Annotated in this window: 20 protein-coding genes and 2 pseudogenes; 12 read left to right on the top strand and 10 right to left on the bottom strand. The window is 69.7% G+C overall.

From position 1 onward, the window contains the following. The first annotated feature begins 305 nt into the window (after positions 1 to 305). A complete protein-coding gene (locus CES90_RS10895) occupies positions 306 to 1271 on the top strand; it encodes a ribosome-inactivating family protein (RefSeq protein ID WP_189784570.1) in 966 nt (321 codons plus the stop codon). A gap of 498 nt (positions 1272 to 1769) precedes the next feature. Here CES90_RS10895 and CES90_RS51920 read toward each other — a convergent pair whose 3' ends face one another. From CES90_RS51920 to CES90_RS10870, 5 genes and pseudogenes are all read right to left on the bottom strand, one after another. Next, complete coding sequence (locus CES90_RS51920) at positions 1770 to 2126, bottom strand: hypothetical protein (RefSeq protein WP_189784629.1); 357 nt, start codon at positions 2124 to 2126, stop codon at positions 1770 to 1772. A gap of 182 nt (positions 2127 to 2308) precedes the next feature. After that, the gene (locus CES90_RS10885; protein ID WP_189784571.1) at positions 2309 to 2746 is read right to left on the bottom strand and encodes a hypothetical protein; all 438 of its coding nucleotides are present in this window, start codon (positions 2744 to 2746) and stop codon (positions 2309 to 2311) included. Positions 2747 to 3650: 904 nt separating this feature from the next. Next, a complete protein-coding gene (locus CES90_RS10880; protein ID WP_189784572.1) occupies positions 3651 to 4550 on the bottom strand; it encodes an aminoglycoside phosphotransferase family protein in 900 nt (299 codons plus the stop codon). A 147-nt stretch (positions 4551 to 4697) separates the two neighbouring features. Further along, positions 4698 to 5055: pseudogene (locus tag CES90_RS49430) on the bottom strand (transposase family protein); the annotation flags it as partial. A gap of 182 nt (positions 5056 to 5237) precedes the next feature. Beyond that, positions 5238 to 5813, bottom strand: coding sequence for a hypothetical protein (locus CES90_RS10870; protein ID WP_189784573.1), 576 nt, complete (start codon positions 5811 to 5813; stop codon positions 5238 to 5240). A gap of 188 nt (positions 5814 to 6001) precedes the next feature. Between CES90_RS10870 and CES90_RS10865 the strand changes: the two genes are divergently transcribed. Both CES90_RS10865 and CES90_RS10860 read left to right on the top strand, forming a co-directional pair. Next, a complete protein-coding gene (locus CES90_RS10865) occupies positions 6002 to 6211 on the top strand; it encodes a hypothetical protein (RefSeq protein WP_189784574.1) in 210 nt (69 codons plus the stop codon). A gap of 272 nt (positions 6212 to 6483) precedes the next feature. Continuing rightward, positions 6484 to 7122, top strand: a pseudogene (locus CES90_RS10860) (RNA polymerase sigma factor). A 1109-nt stretch (positions 7123 to 8231) separates the two neighbouring features. Here the strand turns inward: CES90_RS10860 and CES90_RS10855 are convergent. Both CES90_RS10855 and CES90_RS10850 read right to left on the bottom strand, forming a co-directional pair. Beyond that, a complete protein-coding gene (locus tag CES90_RS10855) occupies positions 8232 to 8750 on the bottom strand; it encodes a CHRD domain-containing protein (RefSeq protein WP_189784575.1) in 519 nt (172 codons plus the stop codon). 245 nt (positions 8751 to 8995) lie between these two features. Further along, positions 8996 to 9244, bottom strand: a complete 249-nt coding sequence (locus tag CES90_RS10850; RefSeq protein ID WP_189784576.1) for an SCO4226 family nickel-binding protein — start codon at positions 9242 to 9244, stop codon at positions 8996 to 8998. Positions 9245 to 9662: 418 nt separating this feature from the next. Here CES90_RS10850 and CES90_RS10845 point away from each other — a divergent pair, with 418 nt between their 5' ends. Then, complete coding sequence (locus CES90_RS10845) at positions 9663 to 9836, top strand: hypothetical protein (protein ID WP_189784577.1); 174 nt, start codon at positions 9663 to 9665, stop codon at positions 9834 to 9836. Positions 9837 to 9932: 96 nt separating this feature from the next. On the opposite strand, the gene CES90_RS10840 is transcribed toward CES90_RS10845, so the two are convergent. Next, positions 9933 to 10094: a hypothetical protein gene (locus CES90_RS10840; protein ID WP_189784578.1), complete on the bottom strand. Its 162-nt coding sequence runs from the start codon at positions 10092 to 10094 to the stop codon at positions 9933 to 9935. Between the two features lie 209 nt (positions 10095 to 10303). Continuing rightward, positions 10304 to 10993: a phosphate signaling complex protein PhoU gene (gene phoU, locus CES90_RS10835; protein ID WP_189784579.1), complete on the bottom strand. Its 690-nt coding sequence runs from the start codon at positions 10991 to 10993 to the stop codon at positions 10304 to 10306. Between the two features lie 363 nt (positions 10994 to 11356). Here phoU and CES90_RS10830 point away from each other — a divergent pair, with 363 nt between their 5' ends. Beyond that, positions 11357 to 12700 (top strand): sensor histidine kinase, encoded by a 1344-nt coding sequence (locus CES90_RS10830; RefSeq protein WP_189784580.1) that lies wholly within the window; start codon positions 11357 to 11359, stop codon positions 12698 to 12700. Next, complete coding sequence (locus CES90_RS10825; protein ID WP_007382946.1) at positions 12697 to 13377, top strand: response regulator transcription factor; 681 nt, start codon at positions 12697 to 12699, stop codon at positions 13375 to 13377. The genes CES90_RS10830 and CES90_RS10825 overlap by 4 nt, the downstream gene beginning before the upstream one ends. 137 nt (positions 13378 to 13514) lie before the next feature. On the opposite strand, the gene CES90_RS10820 is transcribed toward CES90_RS10825, so the two are convergent. Continuing rightward, a complete protein-coding gene (locus CES90_RS10820) occupies positions 13515 to 14219 on the bottom strand; it encodes a copper chaperone PCu(A)C (protein WP_189784581.1) in 705 nt (234 codons plus the stop codon). Positions 14220 to 14887: 668 nt separating this feature from the next. Here CES90_RS10820 and CES90_RS10815 point away from each other — a divergent pair. The 6 genes from CES90_RS10815 (at position 14888) to CES90_RS10790 (ending at position 21500) form a co-directional block, all read left to right on the top strand. Then, complete coding sequence (locus CES90_RS10815; protein ID WP_003953493.1) at positions 14888 to 15370, top strand: CarD family transcriptional regulator; 483 nt, start codon at positions 14888 to 14890, stop codon at positions 15368 to 15370. A gap of 322 nt (positions 15371 to 15692) precedes the next feature. Then, a complete protein-coding gene (gene ispD / locus CES90_RS10810) occupies positions 15693 to 16457 on the top strand; it encodes a 2-C-methyl-D-erythritol 4-phosphate cytidylyltransferase (protein WP_189784582.1) in 765 nt (254 codons plus the stop codon). After that, on the top strand, positions 16447 to 16974 hold the full coding sequence (ispF, locus tag CES90_RS10805) for a 2-C-methyl-D-erythritol 2,4-cyclodiphosphate synthase (protein ID WP_189784583.1): 528 nt from the start codon (positions 16447 to 16449) through the stop codon (positions 16972 to 16974). The genes ispD and ispF overlap by 11 nt, the downstream gene beginning before the upstream one ends. 238 nt (positions 16975 to 17212) lie before the next feature. Further along, a complete protein-coding gene (cysS, locus tag CES90_RS10800; RefSeq protein WP_189784584.1) occupies positions 17213 to 18616 on the top strand; it encodes a cysteine--tRNA ligase in 1404 nt (467 codons plus the stop codon). An 87-nt stretch (positions 18617 to 18703) separates the two neighbouring features. Further along, a complete protein-coding gene (gene rlmB, locus CES90_RS10795) occupies positions 18704 to 19645 on the top strand; it encodes a 23S rRNA (guanosine(2251)-2'-O)-methyltransferase RlmB (RefSeq protein ID WP_189784585.1) in 942 nt (313 codons plus the stop codon). A 130-nt stretch (positions 19646 to 19775) separates the two neighbouring features. Beyond that, entirely contained in the window at positions 19776 to 21500 is a 1725-nt protein-coding gene (locus CES90_RS10790) for a DoxX family protein (protein ID WP_189784586.1), read from the top strand. The last annotated feature ends 194 nt before the right edge of the window (positions 21501 to 21694 follow it).

Genomic DNA, 21694 nt, shown 5'->3' with positions numbered 1-21694 from the left:
GCCGGTCGGCTGCTCCGCCGATGCGGCGGACCTGTTGTCGGCTGAGGCTGAGGCCAACCTGATCGCTGAGCGGATCGGCTGGGGCCGCAGGCTGACGATTCTTCGACCCAGCCTGGCGCGAATGCTGCCGATGCGCTCGCCCGTAGCCGCCTGGGACAGGACCAGTTCGCGGGCGATGGGACCGTTCGAGCGCTCCGAATGCCACTATGCCGCGCCAGTTCGGGTGCTGGGACATTTGACTCTGGTGCCGGCCGGATTCCTGCACGAGAGTTCCCCGCACGCTCGTGTCGCGAAGGAGAAGCCCAATGACCGAGAGTTCACCACTACATCCAGGCATGTCCTCAGGCAAGGCTCGCGGAGCCCACCGAAAACGGCGCATGCAGTCGATTCTGATCGCCCTCGCCGTGGCCGCCCTGGTGGGGGCCTTCCTGGCCATGGCTCCGCAGTCGCAGAACAAGGCCGCCGCCATCGACGACGCCGGGGACATCAGCTGGGACATGAGCGGCGGCACCAGCGCCTACAACGCGATGATCGAGGCCGTGCGCCAGCGCGCCACGCGACGGGGTCCGGACCAAGGGAGCTCGACGCTGAGGGAGGGGATGCTGCGCACCAATCCCGCGAACACGGACCTGTTCTCGATCGACGTGACCAACCGCAATGTCGGCCAGTCGTCGACGGCGCCGGTCGGCTTCCGGCTTCTCATGCGCGCCAGCGACCTGTTCATCGTCGGCTGGCTTGTGGCGACGCCCCAGGGAGAGGAGCATGTCTTCTTCCTCAAGGGCGATGACACCGGCTACCGGGGGCAGACGGGGAGGGCCACTTTCCACGAAGCTGACTTCGGCGGCGGCTACCCTGCTCTTGAGAAGACAGCTGGCCGGAGCCGTATCGGCCAGGTCGCGAATGTCGCCGCATGGGAGACCAACTTCCGCAACATGATCGCCACGGTGGCAGGGGAATCGGACCAGCAGACCGTTGCCCAGGCACTGCTGCTGTTCATTCCCGCGATCGCTGAGGCCGCCCGCTTCGACCCGATCCAGGCCTCCTTCGCCCCCACCTTCCAGAACGCCAACAGTCACACGATCACACCGGCTGAGGGCGAACTGATGGTCGACTGGAGCAAGGCGTCCAAGCAGGCCCTCGCCAGCCTCGACACAGGGGCGGCGGTCAATTTCAGGATCGACGACCCCCAGACGCCGGGAGTGGACTTCGAGGCGACCACGATCCAGACGCTGGCGGCCATCCTCGCCATCTGCCTGATCTCCGCCCTATGAGGAGAGTCGCGCAAGCAGCGGAAGGAGGCATATAGCCCCGGTCCCGGGCGGGGTCTCGGCGTCGCCCGGGTCAGCCACCGAACCCGCCCCAAATACCGCAGCTTCCCAAGCTGAGGGCTCAGGCTTCGTCGTCGCGGGTCGGCCGTCGCAGCTTGCACTGGTCGACGGCATCGGCAGCGTGGCTGAGCCGGCGGGGGTCAGCGAGGCATACGCGCGCGTGGTCGGTCGGCGTCCTCGCCGTCGTGGCTGACTGTCTTCGGCTGAGGTTCGGGCCGCATCGAAGGCGCCCCGCCATCAGCCGAACGCGGCCCTGCAACCGGCAATGGTGGGCCGTCCCTGGGTCGTCCGAGGCTGCTCAACAGTGCCCAAGGATGACCAACGACGACCATCAGGCGCACGACCCCACCGCCCCTGACCAGCAAAATCCAGCTCACCAAGATCCCCCGCCAGACCCAGGGCAAGAAGAAGCAGGGTTGGTGATCATGCCTCCCACCTGCGTCAAAACGGCGCAGATGGGAGGCATTTTCGTGCCCTGGAACCTCTCTGGCACCTCAGCCCGTGGGATCTTGCGGCCTGAGTACCCTGCCGAGAGCTTTCCGAGCCTGGTCTCGGCTGCTCTTCACGCTGTGTCACGAACTCGCGGATGTGGCTCGGCTGGAACGACCCGAGCTGACGCGACCCGATGCGAGGGAAGGCGTGCAGCTTGAGCTGAGAGCGGCCGGTCAAGGCGGTGGCGGGGATGCCCAGTTCGGTCAGCGCGCCGGGGTACACGCGCTCGTGGGCCGTGTTGTAGGCGCCGGCGAGGGCGGCGTCGACGAGCAGCCACGGCGCGAGGGCGTGGTCGAGGTCGAGCACGGCGAAGGCGCCTCGTGGCGGATGCGGCCGTGGAGGAGGCCTGGTTGCTCACCATCGCCCGGCGCAGCGTGGTCAACCAGGGTCTCGACCACCTGTACGTCAGACAGTCGTCACTCCGCAGCCGTCACCGCAAAGGCTTCCGACCCGGACACCATGACCAGCGTGCCCGGGTCGATGTGCCCTCAGCAGATGTCGATGTGAGTGAAGTCGTACACCGCCTCGTTCGGGACGACCTCGGTGATCCGGCCGTCCGCAGGGATGTTGGCGCGATAGTTGGGCCCCCAGAACCGGACTACGGCTCCGCCGGTCTGGTTGTTGCGAACAGCCAGCGCGTCGATGAAGTTCGAGAGCGAACGCGTTTCGCACCTGAACAGGTGGAAGACGCTGTGATTGCCGTCGCCCTGGCCAACCGACACGCAGGCGATTCCAGACGCCAGGGAGCACGCACCCAGCGCCGCGTTCCGATTGGCACTCGGCACATCCCGTGCCCATACCCGCTCGCCCGAGTACAGCGGGTAGATCTCCGGTGTCCATGCGGCCGTTCCGGCCGCAACGTTCTGTGCTGCCTGTGCTGGTGCCGACACCGCCAGCGGAACAAGGAGTGCGGCGATCATCGTCACGACCAGTGCAGCCGCCCGTTTTCCGATTCTTCTCAAGCTCATTTGATCTCCTCTGTAGTCGCAGCCGATGCAGCCATTCCTGGCTGATGACGTCCCTTGTCGTGGTGTAGCCGGTCCCGGTGAGGGAGTGCGCCGGGGGCGTGTGCCGGTGGGGGTTCCGCTCCCTGCCCGCAAGATGGGCCATCGTGCAACTCTGCGTAGTGAACGGGCAGTTCAACGCGGGAGGTGCAGGACGGCCCTGTCTCAGCGGACCTACTTCGGCTGCTTAAAGCGCCAACGCCGCTGTCACCTGCGTGATCTTCTTGAACATCGGTTCCCCCTCATGGACGAGTCACCAGAAGCGCGATACCGGTCCGCCTCGCACCGGGTTCCGGGTTCCGGGTTCCGGGTTCCGGGTTCAGCTTGCGCTCGACTCGGTGGCAGGGGCGCCTCCTTTCGGGCTGGGCCGAAACGAGGGCCTCGACCTGCTCTTTCGATGATCAGGAACAGGTTCTGTCGGCGGACGGCGCCGCCTGGGCAGGGCCGGCGGCGCAGACGGAGGCCAGCGCCTAGGTCATGGCGCCGAGGCTCCGGGCGGAGAGCGCTTGCTGGGCATGGTTCGTGATCCCTCTGTGGATGGTCCGGGTGCGGGGCAGATCGAGTCAGCGGCTCCGCTGCTCCCGCGTGCCCGTGGTCGCGCTCGGTTCCCGCCCCATCACCATGGGTTTCGGGCATGGCCGATTACCCGAGGGCGGCGGGGCGAGAGCCGGTGCGGGTCGCGCGCACTTGGTGCAGGGGGCGGCACCGCGGATGCGGACGCGCTCGTCCTGGTGCTTGTGCGTGACTGCGGGAACCGCTTCCCAGTGACAGCGGGGGTGAACGGCGCGGCGGCCGAGTGTACGGCGGCCAGAGAGGCCCGGTGGTGTCAAAGGCCCTTCAGGACACGATCAAGCGCCGACCTGCCTGCGGGCCCCCAGTGCGGCTTGCCGCCCGGCAGACCGCGGTCCCCGTTCTGGCCCATCAGCATCAGGAACAAGCTCCTCAGTGCGGCCAGCCCACGTGCCCGTCGGACCGCCGCCTCGTCCGCCTGCGCATAGCTGTCGAAGAACCGCGAGGTGCCGCCCTCGGGGAGCAGCACCCAGGCGGCCGCAAGGTCCCAGGCCGGGTCGCCGGCGAAGACATCGCCGAAGTCGACAACGCCCGCCAGCGTCCCCTCCGCGACGACGACGTTCGCGGGATGCAGGTCGCCGTGAACCCACACTCGCGGGCCCTCCCACCCGGGAGCCGCGGCCGCGTCGTCCCACACGGCTCGGATGTCGTCCTCGGCGAAACGGCCGAGGTCCACGGCCCGCAGGAAGTGCTCGAAGCCCTCTGTGCACTCCTTGGGGTGACCGCCGCGGTCCGAGGCGTCCGGTGCCTCGGCGGGCGCCTCCACATGCAGTGCCTTGAGGAAGGCCGCCAGGATGTCGGCCGCATGGTCGCTGCGGGTGATCGAGCCGTGGTCCAGCGGCGTGCCCTCAACCCATGTCATGACGGTCCAGATCTTGGGGAAGCGCTCGGACGGCGCCCCGTCCCGCACGGGGACCGGGATCGACAGCGGCACGCGCGAGGCCAGGGTCGGCAGCCACCGGCGCTCCTTGAGCTGCAGATCCGGGTTGGTGTCCATCCGCTGTATCCGGACCGCCAACTCGTCCCCGAGGCGCCACATCTGGTTCCCCCAGCCGCCTGCTACCTCACGGATGGGCAGCGCGGCCAAGTCCGGATGCTGGTCCCGCAGCAGGTTGCGGACCAGATCCTCGCTGATCTCAATCTCGGATTCGATCATGCGGAGGCACATTACGTGGCGCGCGCGGAGGCGACCATGTTCCTTGAGCAGTGTGCATCGTGAAGTCGCAGGTCACGGGTCTGGCGTGAGTCGTCTTCGGGATTCTCGGGCTGATCGTGGGCGGATGCCTCTCGCGAAGATCATCGGTCAGCGGGCGATTTCGGGGTTGGTCAGCACCAGCAGGGCCCTGACCAGGACGGTCGCCGACTTCGGGTCGGTGCGGAGCTTGGTGAGGATGCGCCAGTTCTTCAGGTGCGCGAAGCCGTGCTCGACCGGGGCGCGGACTGCGGCCAGCACGGTGTTCGACAGTTTCCGGCCGCGGGTCAGGGGCCGGTTGCGGGCGGCCTTGTAGCCGGTGATCACCTCCGGGTCGACGTCCGGGTCGTCGTTGTCGTTTGAGGCCGATGAAGCCCAGGTCGGCGATGGCGCCGAGGCCGGTCGCGCGCAGATGGGCGGTGAGGTGGTCGTGCCGGCAGGCGGTGATCTCCGAGGTGCGTCCGGGCCGGCCGCGGAGTCCAGCTCCGCGCGGCGCGCGGTGATCCGCTCATGCACCTCGAGGTCCACCATGCGCCGGAGCGTACGAGCGCAACCCGAGACGGCGGGCGAGAAATCGCAAAGCCTGCACCTGCCAGACGATCCACGCCTCAGACTGCCGCCCACGACCAGCACGAGTACGCCGAAGACAACTCACGCCAGACCCGTGACCAGCACCTTCACGATGCACACCGCTCCTTGGGGGATCCAGTCCTTGGGGGATCCAGTCCTTGGGGGATCCAGTCCTTGGGGGATCCAGCTCCCCGACTGGAATTCCCGAGCACTTTCGAGGAACCGACCGGTAAGCACCGCAGGCTGCGTCCCGTCCACCAACTGAGCCAGTGAATCAACCGCGTTCACGGCCCCGCCGGGAGTCGCTCGACGTGAACAGTAGAACTTGACAGGGAACGCCACGATCGTGAGAACCGCGAGCGCGGTGCCGATGAGCAGTGTCCGCTTGCGCACGCGCAACGCGGTCTCGCCCGGGGCCTGCACGATTGTCGTCCAGGTCCCGCTGTTGGCGATCGCGTACGGCGCGGTCGCGATGGGATCGCCGGTGTCGGACGCGTGCGCCGAATGAGCCGCCTCGCGGTCGGCGACGTCCCGGGGAGGGCTCTGGCAGCCGGAATTGGCGGTCCCGCCGTTCTCCGCGCGGGCGTTCCCTGTACCCCGGGCGACAACGGACCGCTCGGGCCGGGCCGGCGTCTGGGGAATCAGACGCGTGATCACCTGAGCCGGGCCCGTGGCGGCGCTTCGGATCCATGACGGAACGGCTCCCTCTGTGCAGTCAGGGTTGCCGGAATCTCCGGGAGCGGGGTGACGGATCGGCACCCGACGTCGCTTCTCTGTACATGACGACAAAAGGTGAATCGAGACCCCGTGGCGAGGCCAGGCCCGCACGGTTGGCGGCGGACAGGGTGGCGACGATCCGGGAGGGGGCGCGGTTGCGCATCAACTACTCGGCGACGAGCCTCTGGCGCGTCGACCGGATGATCGACGAGCTGCGGCGGGAGGCAACGCCCTGCGCCGCCGCGGAAAGCGGGCCGCGCGGCTTGGAGGCGCACGCGGGTGAGGTGATCGTCCGTCAGACGGACGGAGAGCGGCGGGCGGCGGGCGGCGACCACTGAGCGGCATCGACGGCCGACTGCGGGATCCCCTCGACGACTGCGGGATCCCCTCGACGAAGCCCGCCTCAACATCCCGACGTAGCCCGTGACTTGGGGTGATCGACGTCGCTCGCTCATTCACCCGTTGCGTGGTCGCGGCGCCCGCGACGATGTGAAGCGCCTCACGCGCTGCGACATTTCTGTGCGAACGAACGCTGGTCGCTATGGGGCCGTTGATGCGAAAGGGGCGCGTCGGGCGGACTCGCAATGAACCCGGTGCGAACGAGGCCACTCTGGGCCAGGAACGGCAACCCCGCTACGCACGGGCGTACGACGAGCAATTGGGCGCGGCCGTCGCGCGGGCTCAGGACGGGGACGAGACGGCTTTTGCGGTCGCCTACCGGATCGTGCATCCGCGCCTCCTCAACTATCTGCGCGGATTCGTGGGCGAGGACGCGGAGGACGTGGCGTCCGACGCCTGGATGGAGATCGCCCGTGACATCGGACGATTCAGGGGGACGGGGCCGGTTTCCGTGGCTGGACGGCGACCATCGCCCGGCACCGGGCCATGGACCATCTGCGCCGCCAGCGTGTACGGCCCGGGGCGGGGGCGATCGAACAGGACGTACTGGGCCTGCCCGGCCCGCACAGCACCCACGACCGCCCTGGAGTCCCTCTCCACCGAGCGGGCCACGGAACTGGTCCGCGAGCTACCGCGGGACCAGGCCGAGGCCGTGCTCCTGCGGGTCGTCGTCGGCCTCGACGGTCCCGCCGCCGCACGCGTCCTCGGCATGCGCCCAGGAGCGGTGCGCACCGCCGCCCACAGAGGTCTGAAACGCCTTGCCCGCCGACTGGGCGTCGGGAGCGAGGCGGGAGAGGGAGTGACGGATGAGGCTTCCCGGACGCTGGGGGAGTCGAAATGGTCGAAATGAACGACGACGGCGGCAGTGGGCAGGCGGACAGAAACCAGGGCCCGGCACGCCCGATGAATCGAACATGCCGGACGGAAACGGAAACGGAAGCGGAAGCGGACATGGGTGAACGGGTGAACGGCGCCGGAGTTCCGGGCCGTCGGCGTGTGCGCCCCGGCGACGCCTCGTCCGGCTTGGGCGACCCGAGTGACGACGCCGCGCTGGAGTTGGCGCTGGCCGCCGTCCTACGCGGAGGCGATCTCGGCCCCGAGGCCGAGCAGCGGGCCGTGACCGCCTTCGTGGCCGCCCGCGGCGCGGGTGCGCACCGGGCGCGTACCCGGCGCCGGGACGACTGGCGGCTGCCCGAGGAGCGGCGTGCCGGACGCTCGGTGAAGACGACGTTCGCCGCTGTGTTCGCCAGCCTCGCCCTGGGCGGTGTCGCGGTCGCGGCCATCGGTTCGGTCGGCTCGTCCGCGGACGGTACCGGCGCCGACCGGAGGACCCCGCACCCCTCCGTGACCGCCCCGACCTCGCCGGGCGGTGAGGCCTCGTCGGCGCCCTCCGACAGCCCGGACCGACGGACGGCTCGACCACCGCCCAGGACATCGAGGCCCACTGCCGCGCCTACGAGCAGGTCGAGGAGCGCGGCAAGGCGCTCGAAGCGACGGCCTGGCAGCGGCTCGTCGCGGCGGCGGGCGGCGAGAGCGAGGTCGACGGGTACTGCTCCGAGCGGCTGGCGCGGGCGACAGCCGCGCCGAGCAAGTCCGGCGGCAGGGGCAGACCCAGCGAGGACGCCGCGGACGCCGGCACGAGCACAGCGGGTAACACCGGCACGTCGGGCAACGAGAATCCCGGCAACGCCCCCGGCGGCGCGGGCAACGCGGACAGCGCGGACAGCGCGGGCAGCGCGGATAACGCGGCCGGCAGCGGCCAGACAAGCGGCGGGAAGGGCGAGTAACCGTTCCTGAAGACTGAGCGGTGCCACCGCAATCGTCATGGGTCGTGATCCACGGCTCCATCGTTTTCTCACGATCACCCGGACTGCGACACGGTCGAGCCCCCCCCGCCTGCGGGTTCTCCGTGGGTAGGGGGCTCGGTGCCGTGGCGAAGCCGACTCGGGTCTCGGCTCGTCAGGCGAGTTGGCCGCGGATGGCTCCGTCGGGGAACTCCTTGTTGTGGATGTTCACGTAGAAGAGGAAGGGGTCGTGCTTGATGGCCTGGAGTTCCCAGTGCGTCAGTACCGCCGTGGCGTTGTCGGGGTTCTGGTGCTCCTGGGCTTTGACGCAGTCGCTGATCTTGCCGTACTTGGAGGGTGTCTTGAGCGCGAGGGCGACGGGGCCCGTCTCTCCCCTCGGCGCGATGTGGAGGTGGGCCTCGGTGGGGTGGCCGATGTCGCTGACGCTGAGCTTGTAGCAGAACGTGTCGTGGTGGATCTTGTACTGGAACCGGCCGTGACCGTCGGGATCACCCGGGCCGGGCACTTCCTGCTCGCCGTCGAGGCGTGCGTCCCCGGAGACGCGCCCGCCGACCTCTCCCCCCGATGCTGCCGGGTCTCCGGTGGCGGCGCCCGCGGGTATCGCCAGCGAGGTCACTATCGCCGTGGTGGCGAGGGCGGCTGCCGCGGCAGCGGTCAAGACACGCATTCCCATTCCCATGCTCCTGTCGTGGGTTCGTGAGCGGCACGGCGGGGGCCGATACACCGCGTTGGCGGAGGCGACGCTCCGAAGTCGAGCTAAACCGCTGCGCGAACCATTCGCATTATTAGCGGGCATTTGGGGCATGTCGCGGGTCGACCCCCTGGCCGCGTGTGTGCGGGCCAGGGGGCCGGAGGTGGGTTGGGAAGCCGGTTGGAATGCCGGCCGGAATGTCGGTCAGGATGTCGGTCGGGTCCGGGTCAGACCGACAGGGGTACCGGATGGATTTCGTCCGCCCTGTGGCCGGCCCGTTCGTGGATGCGCTGGACCGCGTCGGCGGAGGGTGCCTCGGAGAGGCAGTAGACGACGCCCGCGTCCGGGTCCGCCCAGGCGCGTTCGAAGTGGACGTTCTCGTCCTTCTCTATGTCGAGGTCGGCCTTGTGGGCGGCTTGCAGCTGCTCGGCCGTGATGCCCTGCATTCCGTGGTGGACGTCCATGAACTTCGTCATGGCCTCGCACCTCCTTCTTTCCTGTCCGAGTCCCCGCCCTCTTCCCTGTCCATGCTGCGCCCGTACCGCCGTACGGGCGACCGGCGACCCCTCGGAAGCGGGCCGCCCGGGCCGGCCATGCGCTGGGGTCTGTCGCTCGTCATGCGCATGCAGAGGGTGGGGGTGTCGGCGGCCGGGATCGCGGCCGTGTTGGGGCTCGTGGTCGTGAGGGCTCCTGTGGGGTACTTCCTGGTCACTACGGGTGCGGTACCGAGGAGGAGCGACTGGGGGAGGCGCCGGCCCGGGATCCCGTGCTGGACGACGGGCCCGACGGTGCCGAGGTGCGGGAGTCGTACCAGGAGTGCGACGACGACGATCTGTTCGTGGTCGCCGGGAAGGCCTACGGCTACGAGGGCACGAGTCCCGCGAGCGCGTCCTCGTGCACTATCGGGACACCGCGCGAGCCCATGGGTGGCTCGTCCACCCGGCGGGTGACTGCTTCAGCAAGCGGATCGACGGGACGGTCGCCTATCCGAGCGTCGAGGGCCCGGCGGACGGGGCTTTCCAGGTGGACATCATCGCCGATCGGGACGACACCGGGCCCTGGTGCTGAACGCCCCACCCGTCGCGTACGACCGCCCGTCGCGTACGTACGACAAGGGGGCCGATCGCTCGGACCGGCCCCCTCGTGAACTGAACAGCAGTCCTGTCAGCCGCACTGGCACGGATTGCCGGACTGGCACCCGCACTGGCACCCGGAGCCGCAGCCGCAGGCGCCGAACAGGGGCAGGGTCTTGATGTCGGCGGGCTGCTGGGTGTCCCGTACCTGGGTAGGGTCGGGCGTGCTGGGGCTGGCGGGGGATTCGGCCATGGTCCCTCCTCGAAGGCGTCGAACGCATCGAAGGCATCGCAGGCGTCGAAGGCTTCGAAGGCGTCGAAGGCTTTGAAGACTGGTGCCTCTGCCCGTTGGATGCCCCATCGCACCCCTGCTCAGCCGGGCGCATCAACGGCGCATGGAGGCGTCCGCACGCCCTGCCGGAACACCGCGCGCTGCCCCGCACAGCCGCCCGCCCGCAGGCGTTACGCCCCCTCCACCCCCGTAACCGGCTGGATGTCGGCCTGCAGCTCGTCCGCGTACTCGCCCGTCACCAGGTACACCACACGCTTGGCCACGGAGACGGCGTGGTCGGCGAAGCGCTCGTAGTAGCGGCCGAGGAGGGTGACGTCGACGGCGGTCTCGATGCCGTGCTTCCAGCGGTCGTCCATGAGGTGCTGGAAGAGGGTGCGGTGGAGGAGGTCCATCGCGTCGTCGTCCTGCTCCAGCTGCATGGCGAGGTCGACGTCCTTGGTGATGATGACCTCGGCCGCCTTGGCCATCAGACGCTGCGCGAGCTGGCCCATCTCCAGGATCGTGGCGTGCAGATCGCGCGGGACCGCGCGGTCGGGGAAACGGAGCCGGGTGAGCTTGGCGACGTGCTGGGCGAGGTCGCCGGAGCGCTCCAGATCGGCGGACATGCGCAGGGAGGTCACGACGATACGCAGGTCCGTGGCCACGGGCTGCTGCCGGGCCAGCAGGGCTATCGCGCGGGCCTCCAGATCGTGTTGCAGGTCGTCGACCTTCTGGTCGGCCTCGATCACGCTCTCGGCCAGCTTCAGGTCCGCGTCGAGCATCGCCGTCGTGGCGCGTCCGATCGCCGACCCCACCAGACGGGCCATCTCGACCAGGCCATCACCGATCGAGTCAAGTTCCTCGTGGTACGCGTCCCGCATCAGGGTGTCCCTCTCTTACGTACGTCTGCTCGTGGGTTTCGTTACCTCGGTACAGCAGCCAGTATCGGAGGCTGTGCCGGTTGCCGCGTGGGAGGCCCTTTCCGGAGCCGTTCCGCCAGGCCGCACGCACGCCTGACGGACTCGTACGGACGTCGGCCGGAACAGTGCCCCGGGGGCCCGGACGAACCCGACGCTCCCACGTTCCGGTGAACCCCACGCCCCCCAGGTTCCGGCCTGTACGCGTCCGTTTCCGCCACCCCAAATGAACCAATACTGGCTCCAAGGTGAACTCTGGGCGACGAGTGTTCGAGGTCGCCCACAGACTGCTGTGGGGATGTCCGACCTCGTGCCTAACCTGGATGCATGGACGTGAACGCGGCGGTCGCCGCAGCGGCAGCGATCGCCGGAGTGCTCACCGGCGTCATCGCCATGCTGGCGTTCCGCTTCAGCGAGCGCGAGCAGAAGCGTCCCACCAGGACCTCCCTGCACACGGACCCGGTGCTCCCACCCGGCGTGGACACCGTGCTCTCCGTGCTCCGCTCCTCCGCCGTCGTGCTCGACGAGGCCGACGCCGTCGTCAAGGCCAGCTCCGCCGCGTACGCCCTCGGTCTGGTGCGCGGGGGCAGGCTCGCCATCGAGCCGATGCTCCAGATGGCCCGCGACACCCGCCGGGACGGCGAGATACGACAGGTCGAGCTGGACCTGCCCCGGCGCGGCACCGGCCGTGGCGAGGCCCTGGCCGTCTCCGCGCGCGTCGCGCCCCTCGGCTCCCGCCTCGTCCTGCTCCTGGTGGAGGACCTCACCGAGGCCCGCCGCATAGAAGCCGTACGCCGTGACTTCGTCGCCAACGTCAGCCATGAGCTGAAGACTCCCGTCGGCGCCCTCTCCCTCCTCTCCGAGGCCGTGATGGGCGCGAGCGACGACCCGGAGGCGGTGGAACGGTTCGCCGGGCGGATGCAGGTCGAGGCCACCCGCCTCACCAACCTTGTGCAGGAGCTCATCGATCTCTCCCGGGTGCAGAACGACGACCCGCTGGAGGACGCCGAGCCCGTGCGCGTCGACGAACTGGTCGCCGAGGCCGTCGACCGCTGCCGCCACCAGGCCGGCACCAAGCAGATCACCATGGCCTCGAACGTGGGGATGCTCGACGAGCCGGAGGAGAACGGTGACAGTGGACGACGGGCCGGCGGCAGCGCCGAGCTGAGCGTCTGGGGCCATCGTGGACAACTCGCCGCCGCGTTGGGCAACCTGGTCGAAAACGCCGTCAACTACTCTCCGGCCCGCACCCGCGTCGGCATCGCCGCACGCCGGGTGAGCGCGCCCGGCGGGGACCTCATCGAGATCGCCGTGACCGACCAGGGCATCGGCATCTCGGACAAGGACAAGGAGCGCATCTTCGAGCGCTTCTACCGCGTGGACCCGGCCCGTTCCCGCCAGACCGGCGGTACGGGTCTCGGGCTCGCGATCGTCAAGCACGTGGCTGCCTCGCACGGCGGGGAGGTCACGGTGTGGAGCTCCGAGGGCCAGGGCTCCACGTTCACCCTCAGGTTGCCGGAGGCGGGCGCGTCCCGCGACCGCGCATCGCAGCACCCGGACCTCGACGACGAGGACGGCCAGCCCACCGAGTCATCCGAGTCATCCGACTCACCTGCCTCAACAGCGTCATCCCCGTACGAACCGCTTCCCGCCCCGGAGGTCCTTCCGTGACCCGAGTGCTCGTCGTCGAGGACGAGGAGTCCTTCTCCGACGCCCTGTCCTACATGCTCCGCAAAGAAGGCTTCGAGGTCGCCATCGCGGCCACCGGGCCCGACGGACTCGACGAGTTCGAGCGCAACGGCGCCGACCTCGTCCTCCTCGACCTGATGCTGCCCGGCCTGCCGGGCACCGAGGTCTGCCGTCAGCTGCGCGGCCGTTCCAACGTCCCGGTGATCATGGTCACCGCCAAGGACAGCGAGATCGACAAGGTCGTGGGCCTGGAAATAGGAGCCGATGACTATGTCACCAAGCCCTTCTCCTCCCGCGAGCTCGTCGCCCGTATCCGGGCCGTACTGCGCCGCCGCGGCGAGCCCGAGGAGGTCACCCCGGCCGCGCTGGAGGCGGGCCCCGTCCGCATGGACGTCGACCGCCACGTCGTCACCGTCTCCGGCTCCAAGGTCGACCTCCCCCTCAAGGAGTTCGACCTGCTCGAAATGCTGCTGCGCAACGCGGGCCGCGTCCTGACCCGTATGCAGCTCATCGACAGAGTCTGGGGCGCCGACTACGTGGGCGACACCAAGACCCTCGACGTCCACGTCAAGCGCCTCCGCGCCAAGATCGAGCCGGACCCGGGCGCGCCGCGCTACCTGGTGACGGTGCGCGGTCTCGGGTACAAGTTCGAGCCGTAAGCCGACGGGCCACTACACGCGCTGACAGCACGGCCGGCGCGCGTCGGTGGTACGGCCACCGCGCGCGTCCTACGCCGAAGGGCGGCACCCCTCATGGGATGCCGCCCTTCGGCGTAGGTGCGTGTGGGGCGCGGCGGTCAGTGGCTGCCGGTGCCGGCAGCCTCGTTCGAGGCGGACGCCGAGGCCGAGTTGGACGGCGAGGCCGTCGAGCCGGCCGCCGTGCCCTCCTCCTCGGTGCCCTCCTCGTCGGGGGAACCCGTGCCGGTCGGCGTCGGGGAGCCGGTGGCCTCACCGGTGGGGGAGGGACTCGCGGTGGGGGCCTCGGGGATGTCGGCCGGGCCCCACTTCTCGAAGTAGCTCTCGGCGGGGACGACGAAGGCGCGCAGGCCGACCTCGCCGGTCTCGCTGAACGTGAAGGTGACCTGCTGGGCGTTGCCGTCCTTCAGCGCCTCGCCGGCCTCCGCCAGCACCGCGGTGGTGTTGCCCTCGCCGCCGATGATCACGGAGCCGCCGGCCGGGACGACGACCTTGCCGCCCTCGCCCTTGACCGGCGTGATCTTGGCGGTGCCGACGCCCTCCACAGTGATGGAGTCCAGCGTCTGGTCGGTCGTGGCGTTGTTGAACAGCGTCGCCGAGACCGCGGCCGGGCCGGTCGCCTGGCGCTCGGGCTGGGTCACCACGATCGCGTTCTGGATCTTGATGTTGCCGACGGTCGTGGCCGCGTTGTCCGGCTTGATCTCCAGCGTCTGGGCGTTGTTGCCGGCGGCGCACGCGGCGAGTGAGGCGATCGAGAACGCGAGGGCGGCGGCGGCGAGGGCGCCGCGTCGAAGGCTGCTGCTCACGGCGGCGGCAACTCCTTGAACGTGGGCGGTACGGGGGTCGGCGGCCCCACATCGGTAAAGCCGCCCTAAGGATCTGTCAGCGGGCTTAGGTTACCGAGCCGTTCCCCGGCCACCACACCCGACCCTCCCCTAGCCCCCGGCAAGTCCTGGCAACGGCCTCACCGGGGGTGCGCGCAATTCCCATAACCGTCGTCGATCCCTTCCTCATCGCCTCCTCATCGCCTCCTGGATTTCCGGTAAGGAATGTGGGCCGGTACGGAAAATCGATCAGCAGTCAGAACGCACGCCAGAACGTACGCCAGAACGCACGCCGGAACACGATCCGGTAACGGCGGAACACAACCGGGAGATCGAACTCCTTGATCAATTCCGGATTCGTCTCGTACCCGACTCCACTCACCGAACGGAGTAACGGAAGTCGCACACTTGGAGTCGGACATAGCGGGACGTTCGGACGGGCGGGTGGGCCTCCGGATGTGTGTAACGTACGCGTTTCGCTCCGCCCGGAGAGCCGCTCCGACCTGCGGATACCCCCTCCCGTTCGCCCCTCGCAGCACGTTCCTGTCGCTGTTGTCAAGCCCCGAGATATGCCCTGACCTGCGAAAACGCCATTCAGAACACGCCGTATCCGTGTTACCCTGGATAGCCACGGAAGGGGTACCTGTCACATGACGTTCAAGGTTGGCGACACCGTGGTCTATCCCCATCACGGGGCCGCGCTGATCGAGGCCATCGAAACTCGCCAGATCAAAGGCGTGGACAAGACCTACTTGGTGCTCAAGGTCGCGCAAGGCGACCTGACGGTGCGTGTGCCGGCGGACAATGCGGAGTTCGTAGGTGTGCGTGACGTGGTCGGTCAGGACGGCCTGGACCGGGTCTTCGAGGTGCTGCGCGCACCGTATGCCGAGGAACCCACGAACTGGTCGCGTCGTTACAAGGCAAACCTGGAGAAGCTCGCCTCCGGCGATGTCATCAAGGTCGCGGAAGTCGTGCGTGACCTGTGGCGTCGTGAGCGTGAGCGCGGTCTCTCCGCCGGCGAGAAGCGCATGCTCGCCAAGGCCCGCCAGATCCTGGTGAGCGAGCTCGCTCTCGCGGAGAACACGAACGAGGACAAGGCCGAGGCCCTGCTCGACGAGGTTCTCGCGTCCTGAACTGACTCCTGAGGCAGGCAGCCAGCCCGCTCAGCCGATCAGCCGTTCAGTGCAGCAAGTGAAATGCCGCGGTGCCCGATGACTACGTAATGACTACGTACTGTCGCCGGGCGCTGCGGCATGTTCGCGTTCAGCTACGCCAGACGTTCACATGGACACCGAACCTGGTGCCGTACGTCGAGGTGTGGTCCCCGATACTTGGCGTGCCGGGCCCGGGCAGCTGGCTCGACCAGATGTCACGGAAGGGTCCGGTCAAGGCGTCGCGCCCGGCACGCTGTGGCCATACCCACGTAGGCCGAGCACACAAACCTGACAGGAACCGATGTCTGACGATTCGCGCCCTTCGCCTTCCGGGACCGGTACGGGCACCCGTACGGCGGCCGTGATTCCGGCCGCTGGACGCGGCGTACGGCTGGGACCGGGCGCCCCCAAAGCGCTCCGCGCGCTGAACGGCACCCCCATGCTCATCCACGCGGTACGGGCCATGGCCGCGTCCCGCGCCGTCACCCTCGTGATCGTCGTGGCACCGCCCGACGGTGCCGCCGAGGTCAAGACCCTGCTCGACGCGCACGCGCTGCCCGAGCGGACCGACTTCCTCGTCGTACCCGGGGGTGAGTCGCGGCAGGAGTCGGTCAAGCTCGGCCTCGACGCGCTGCCGCCCGGCTACGACATCGTCCTCGTCCATGACGCGGCCCGCCCCCTCGTACCCGTCGACACCGTCGACGGCGTCATCGAGGCCGTACGCGACGGGGCGCCGGCCGTGGTGCCCGCGCTGCCGCTCGCGGACACGGTCAAGGAGGTCGAGCCCGCGGACGCGCCGGGTATGCCCGAGCCCGTCGTCGCCACGCCGGAACGGGCGCGGTTGCGGGCCGTGCAGACACCGCAGGGGTTCGACCGGGAGACCCTGGTGCGGGCGCACGAGACGGTCACCGGGGCCGTGACCGACGACGCGAGCATGGTCGAGCGGCTCGGGCTGGGCGTCGTGGTCGTGCCCGGGCACGAGGAGGCGTTCAAGGTGACGCGGCCGTTGGATCTGGTGCTCGCGGAGGCCGTACTGGCGCGCAGGAGGCTCAACGATGGGTTCTGAGGGGGCGTCCGTGCCGGGTTCGCCGATTCCGGGTTCCGTGGTGTTGCCGCAGGTCGGGATCGGTACCGACATCCATGCCTTCGAGGAGGGGCGGGAGCTGTGGTGTGCCGGGCTGAAGTGGGAGGGGGAGGGGCCGGGGCTGGCCGGGCACTCCGACGCGGACGTCGTGGCGCACGCCGCATGCAACGCGCTCTTCTCCGCGGCCGGGCTGGGGGACCTCGGGCAGCACTTCGGGACGGGGCGGCCGGAGTGGTCCGGGGCGTCCGGAGTGACGTTGCTCGGGGAGGCCGCGCGGATCGTGCGCGCGGCCGGGTTCACCATCGGCAATGTGGCTGTGCAGGTCGTGGGGCCCCGGCCGAAGATCGGGAAGCGGCGGGACGAGGCGCAGAAGGTGCTCTCCGACGTGGTCGGGGCGCCGGTTTCCGTTTCGGGGGCGACTACTGATGGGCTGGGGTTTCCGGGGCGGGGTGAGGGGCTGATGGCGGTCGCCACCGCGTTGGTTGTACGGGTGGGGTAATTCGCCCCCGCCGCCCCTACCCTTCCCGTCCCCTTCCCGTCCTCCAGGGGCTGCGCCCCTTCGCCCCCCACGCCTGATAGCTCGGTGTGTGCTGTGGTTGCGCGGCCGGCCGTTGTCTGTGGCTGGTCGCGCAGTTCCCCGCGCCCCTTGCGGGGCGCGGCCCCCCTCAGCATCACGAAAGCGTGGCCCTTGGGGGCAAAGGGGCGGGGCATTGCCCTTCGCCTACTACTCTGGAGGCGTGACTATTCGTCTGTACGACACCAGCGCCCGGCAGATTCGTGACTTCGCCCCGCTCACGCCGGGTTGTGTCTCGATCTACCTGTGTGGTGCCACCGTGCAGGCGGCGCCGCACATCGGGCACATCCGGTCGGGGCTCAACTTCGACATCATGCGTCGGTGGTTCGAGTACCGGGGCTATGACGTGACGTTCGTCCGGAACGTGACGGACATCGACGACAAGATCATCACCAAGGCGGCCGGCCAGGGGCGCCCGTGGTGGTCGATCGGGTACGAGAACGAGCGCGCGTTCAACGACGGGTACGGCGTGCTCGGTTGCCTGCCGCCGACGTACGAGCCGCGGGCGACCGGGCATGTGACCGAGATGGTCGAGATGATGCGCGGGCTGATCGAGCGCGGGCACGCGTACGAGGCCGACGGGAACGTGTACTTCGATGTGCGGTCGTTCCCCGAGTACCTGAAGCTGTCCAACCAGGAGCTCGACAATCTCCTTCAGCCCTCCGCGGAGGGCGAGACCGGCAAGCGGGACCCTCGGGACTTCGCCATGTGGAAGTCCGCCAAGCCGGGGGAGCCGACCTGGGAGACGCCCTGGGGACGGGGGCGGCCGGGCTGGCACCTGGAGTGCTCGGCGATGGCGCACAAGTACCTGGGCAGCGCCTTCGACATCCACGGTGGCGGCCTCGACCTGATCTTCCCGCACCATGAGAACGAGATCGCGCAGGCCAAGGCGTACGGCGACGAGTTCGCCAAGTACTGGGTGCACAACGCCTGGGTGACCATGAGCGGCGAGAAGATGTCCAAGTCGCTGGGGAACAGCGTCCTGGTCTCCGAGATGGTCAAGCACTGGCGGCCCATCGTGCTCCGCTACTACCTGGGCACCCCGCACTACCGGTCGATGATCGAGTACAGCGAGGAGGCCCTGCGCGAGGCCGAGTCGGCGTTCGCTCGTATCGAGGGCTTCGTGCAGCGCGTCGTGGAGAAGGCCGGCGGTGTCGTCGAGCCCTGCGCCGAGGTGCCGCCCGCGTTCGCCGAGGCCATGGACGACGACCTCGGCGTACCGCAGGCGCTGGCCGTCGTGCACACGACGGTCCGGCAGGGCAACAGCGCGCTGGCCGCCGACGACAAGGAAGCCGCCGTCGCGCGCCTCGCCGAGGTGCGGGCCATGCTCGGTGTGCTCGGCCTCGACCCGCTCGACGCGCACTGGGCCGGCGAGGGCGGCGACCGCGGCGAAGACCTCCACGGCGTCGTCGACTCGCTCGTCGGGCTGGTCCTCCAGCAGCGCGAGGCCGCCCGCGCCCGCAAGGACTGGGCCACCGCGGACGCCATCCGCGACCAGCTCAACCAGTCCGGCCTGGTCATCGAGGACGGCCCGGACGGCCCGCGCTGGACGCTCGGCCCGCGCTGAGCCTTTCTTGATCGATTGTGCCGCCCGGCCATCCGGGCGGCACACTGCATTACGTACACACGCACGCTTCACACAGACGGGTAGGTCATGGCCGCTAACAACCGCCGCATGTCCGGCAAGAAGGGCGCGCAGGTCGGCAGTGGCGGCCAGCGACGCAGGGGGCTGGAGGGCAAGGGTCCGACGCCGCCCGCCGAGATGCGCAAGGGCCACAAGAAGAACCGCATCGCCGCCGCGAAGGCGAAGCAGACCGCGCGCCGTCCCGTGACGCGCGGGCGGGGTGGCAAGGGCACCTCAGAGATGGTCGTCGGGCGCAACCCGGTCGTCGAGGCGCTGCGCGAGGGCGTGCCCGCCTCCACGCTCTACGTCCAGCAGTTCATCGACAACGACGAGCGGGTGCGGGAGGCGTTGCAGCTCGCCGGTGAGCGCGGTGGCATCCACCTCATGGAGGCGCCGCGGCCCGAGCTGGACCGCATGACGAACGGGCTCAACCACCAGGGGCTCGTCCTCCAGGTGCCGCCGTACGAGTACGCGCACCCCGAGGACCTCGTGGCGGCCGCGTTCGACGAGGGCGAGGATCCGCTGATCGTCGCGCTCGACGGCGTCACCGATCCACGCAACCTGGGCGCCGTCGTGCGATCCGTGTCCGCGTTCGGCGGTCACGGGGTCGTCGTGCCCGAGCGGCGTGCCGCCGGGATGACCGCCGGGGCGTGGAAGACCTCCGCCGGTACGGCCGCCCGTACGCCCGTCGCCCGCGCCACCAACCTCACGCGCGCGCTGGAGTCGTACAAGAAGGCCGGCGTCGTCGTGGTCGGCCTGGCTGCCGACGGCGAGGTCGAGGTGGGCGAGCTGGAGGCGCTGGAGGGGCCGGTCGTCATCGTCGTCGGCAGCGAGGGCAAGGGGCTCTCGCGGCTCGTCGGGGAGACCTGCGACTTCCGGGTACGGATCCCGATGCCGGGCGGCGCGGAGTCGCTGAACGCCGGTGTGGCGGCGGGGGTCGTGCTGTACGAGGCGGCTCGGCGGCGTAGCTGACGAAGGCGCCCACCCCCACCCAGGGGGGGTGGGCCGCGCTTGCGTTGTGTCAGGTTGTGGATCACCTTGACGGAGTCCGGACAGATCAGGGCGGTCAAAGCAGTGTCCTAACGACCCGTCACTCGGTTAGATGAGTGTGGACACCAGAACACCCCGCACACCCACGGGGGGCCCTTCGTCGGGATTCGAATCGGGATTCGACGACGCTCCCGCGCTGAGCATGGTGAAGGTGCCGAGCGATCCGGCGCAGGTCATCGTCAACCACGCGAGCTTCCGCGTGCAGTTGGGCGCCTCCACGCGGGCGCAGTCCCCGCGCATCGCACGGCACCTGAGCGCCAAAGAGGACACCGCGCGGTTCCCCGTCGTGGGCGCGGCGGGCCGGTCGGCCGGTACGCCCCCCGCCGGGCGCCGACGCGCGCCCGTCGTCTGGAGCGGGAAGTCCGCGCCGGACGACACCGGAGCCCACCGCCTCCTCCAGGCCGTACGGAACGCGGGCGCCACCCAGGTCATCCCGCATGTCACCGAGACCGGCGGGTACGACGTCCAAGGCGGGCGCTACAACGCCGACTTGACCGTCGAGACGCCCATCGTCGGCAGCCAGCGTTCGTACGTCGATCCCGTCGCCCCCGTCGGGGACGGTGACGGCGACGGCACTCGGCTGCTGCCTGCGATGCGTGGGCCCGGCATGGGGTACGGCGAACCGGGCTACGACGAACCGGGGTATGGCGAACCGGCGTACGACGAACCGGCGTACGACGAAGCCGCCTACGCGGACGACGGGGAGTTCGCTGAGCCGTACGGCGACGAGGACGGCGAGCGTGAGTGGACCGGGCGGCGCGGCAACGAGCCCGTCCGGCATGCCTATTACCCCGGGCGGCGGATGAACCTGGGTGTGGTGCTGCTTCCGCTGCGCGTGTTCCTCGGGTTCATCTCCATCTACGCCGGCATGGGCAAACTCTGCGATCCGCACTACTTCGACGGCGGCAAGCGCGGATCCATGGTGAAGTGGCTGAACACGCTGCATCCGTGGGAAGTCGCCGAGCCGCTGCGGCAGTTCGCGCTGGAGCATCCCGTGGGGTCGGGCCTCGTCATCGCCTTCGCGCAGGTGGTGGCGGGTGTGCTGACCGTGCTCGGACTGTGGCAGCGGGTCGCCGCCGGGTTCGGGGTGCTGATGTCGGCCGCGCTGCTGGTCACCGTCAGCTGGAAGACCGTTCCCGTCTATGAGATGCCGGACATCATCTACCTCGCCGCCTGGTCTCCGCTGGTCATCGCGGGCGCCCCGGTCTACTCCGTCGACGGGCGGCTCGCGGGCGGTGCCTGGCGCAGGCTCGGACCTCGGGCCGACATCTGGGAGCTGCGGCGGTACGTGCTGCGGCGGGGGGCGCTTGTCACCGCGCTCGTCGTCGGGCTGACGATGTTGGTGGGGGCCGTGCTCGGTGGGGCCGTACGGGACGCCGACCGGATCGTCGTTCCGGGGCCCGGGGAGGCGCCGCGCAACGAACTGCCGGGGTCGCCGTTGCCGGGCGAGTCGAGCAAGCGGCGTGAGGACAGCCCCGCGGCGTCCAACTCGCCCACCGCCGGGGCCACTTCGGCGCGGCCTTCGCAGTCGGCCACGACTCCGGGGGCGACGCGCAGCACGGAGGGTGCCGTCAACGGGGGGCAACCGAGTGAGACGCAGGGGGCGTCGGGGCAGGTGCCGCCGCAGCAGTCGTCGCCGGTTGACCAGGCGCCGAGTGCCTCCGGCGGTGAGACCGGGAGCGGCAGCAGCTCCGGGAGCCCCTCTGGCGGGGCCAGCAGCGGTAGCCCCTCCGGTGGTGGCGGGCAGCCGGGGCTGGTCGGGGGATTGCTCGGGTAGGTTGCGTCGGCTGTGCCGGTGTGTGTCGGCTGTGCCGGTGTGTGGAGACGGGCCCCGCATGTGGTTGGTGCGGGGCCCGTTTTCGTGCGTTTGGGGAGAGAGCGGGGGCGCCTCATAGCTCGGGAGGGGCTATTCACGGGCGACTGCGGGTTGTATGTGGCTTGTCGCGCAGTTTCCCCGCGCCCCTTACGGGG

The organism is Streptomyces capitiformicae, from assembly GCF_002214185.1.
GTDB classification, from domain to species: Bacteria; Actinomycetota; Actinomycetes; order Streptomycetales; family Streptomycetaceae; genus Streptomyces; species Streptomyces capitiformicae.
Note: the sequence above shows the minus strand (reverse complement) of the source record. Positions and strands in the feature narration are given on the sequence as shown.

What these genes read in the sequence shown, in the direction of transcription:
- CES90_RS10895 (WP_189784570.1), top strand. Translation starts at nt 306, where the DNA reads ATGACCGAGAGTTCACCACTACATCCAGGCATGTCCTCAGGCAAGGCT.
- CES90_RS10880 (WP_189784572.1), bottom strand. Translation starts at nt 4,550, where the DNA reads ATGATCGAATCCGAGATTGAGATCAGCGAGGATCTGGTCCGCAACCTG.
- CES90_RS10855 (WP_189784575.1), bottom strand. Translation starts at nt 8,750, where the DNA reads ATGGGAATGCGTGTCTTGACCGCTGCCGCGGCAGCCGCCCTCGCCACC.
- CES90_RS10850 (WP_189784576.1), bottom strand. Translation starts at nt 9,244, where the DNA reads ATGACGAAGTTCATGGACGTCCACCACGGAATGCAGGGCATCACGGCC.
- CES90_RS10840 (WP_189784578.1), bottom strand. Translation starts at nt 10,094, where the DNA reads ATGGCCGAATCCCCCGCCAGCCCCAGCACGCCCGACCCTACCCAGGTA.
- phoU (WP_189784579.1), bottom strand. Translation starts at nt 10,993, where the DNA reads ATGCGGGACGCGTACCACGAGGAACTTGACTCGATCGGTGATGGCCTG.
- CES90_RS10830 (WP_189784580.1), top strand. Translation starts at nt 11,357, where the DNA reads ATGGACGTGAACGCGGCGGTCGCCGCAGCGGCAGCGATCGCCGGAGTG.
- CES90_RS10815 (WP_003953493.1), top strand. Translation starts at nt 14,888, where the DNA reads ATGACGTTCAAGGTTGGCGACACCGTGGTCTATCCCCATCACGGGGCC.
- ispD (WP_189784582.1), top strand. Translation starts at nt 15,693, where the DNA reads ATGTCTGACGATTCGCGCCCTTCGCCTTCCGGGACCGGTACGGGCACC.
- ispF (WP_189784583.1), top strand. Translation starts at nt 16,447, where the DNA reads ATGGGTTCTGAGGGGGCGTCCGTGCCGGGTTCGCCGATTCCGGGTTCC.
- rlmB (WP_189784585.1), top strand. Translation starts at nt 18,704, where the DNA reads ATGGCCGCTAACAACCGCCGCATGTCCGGCAAGAAGGGCGCGCAGGTC.
- CES90_RS10790 (WP_189784586.1), top strand. Translation starts at nt 19,776, where the DNA reads ATGAGTGTGGACACCAGAACACCCCGCACACCCACGGGGGGCCCTTCG.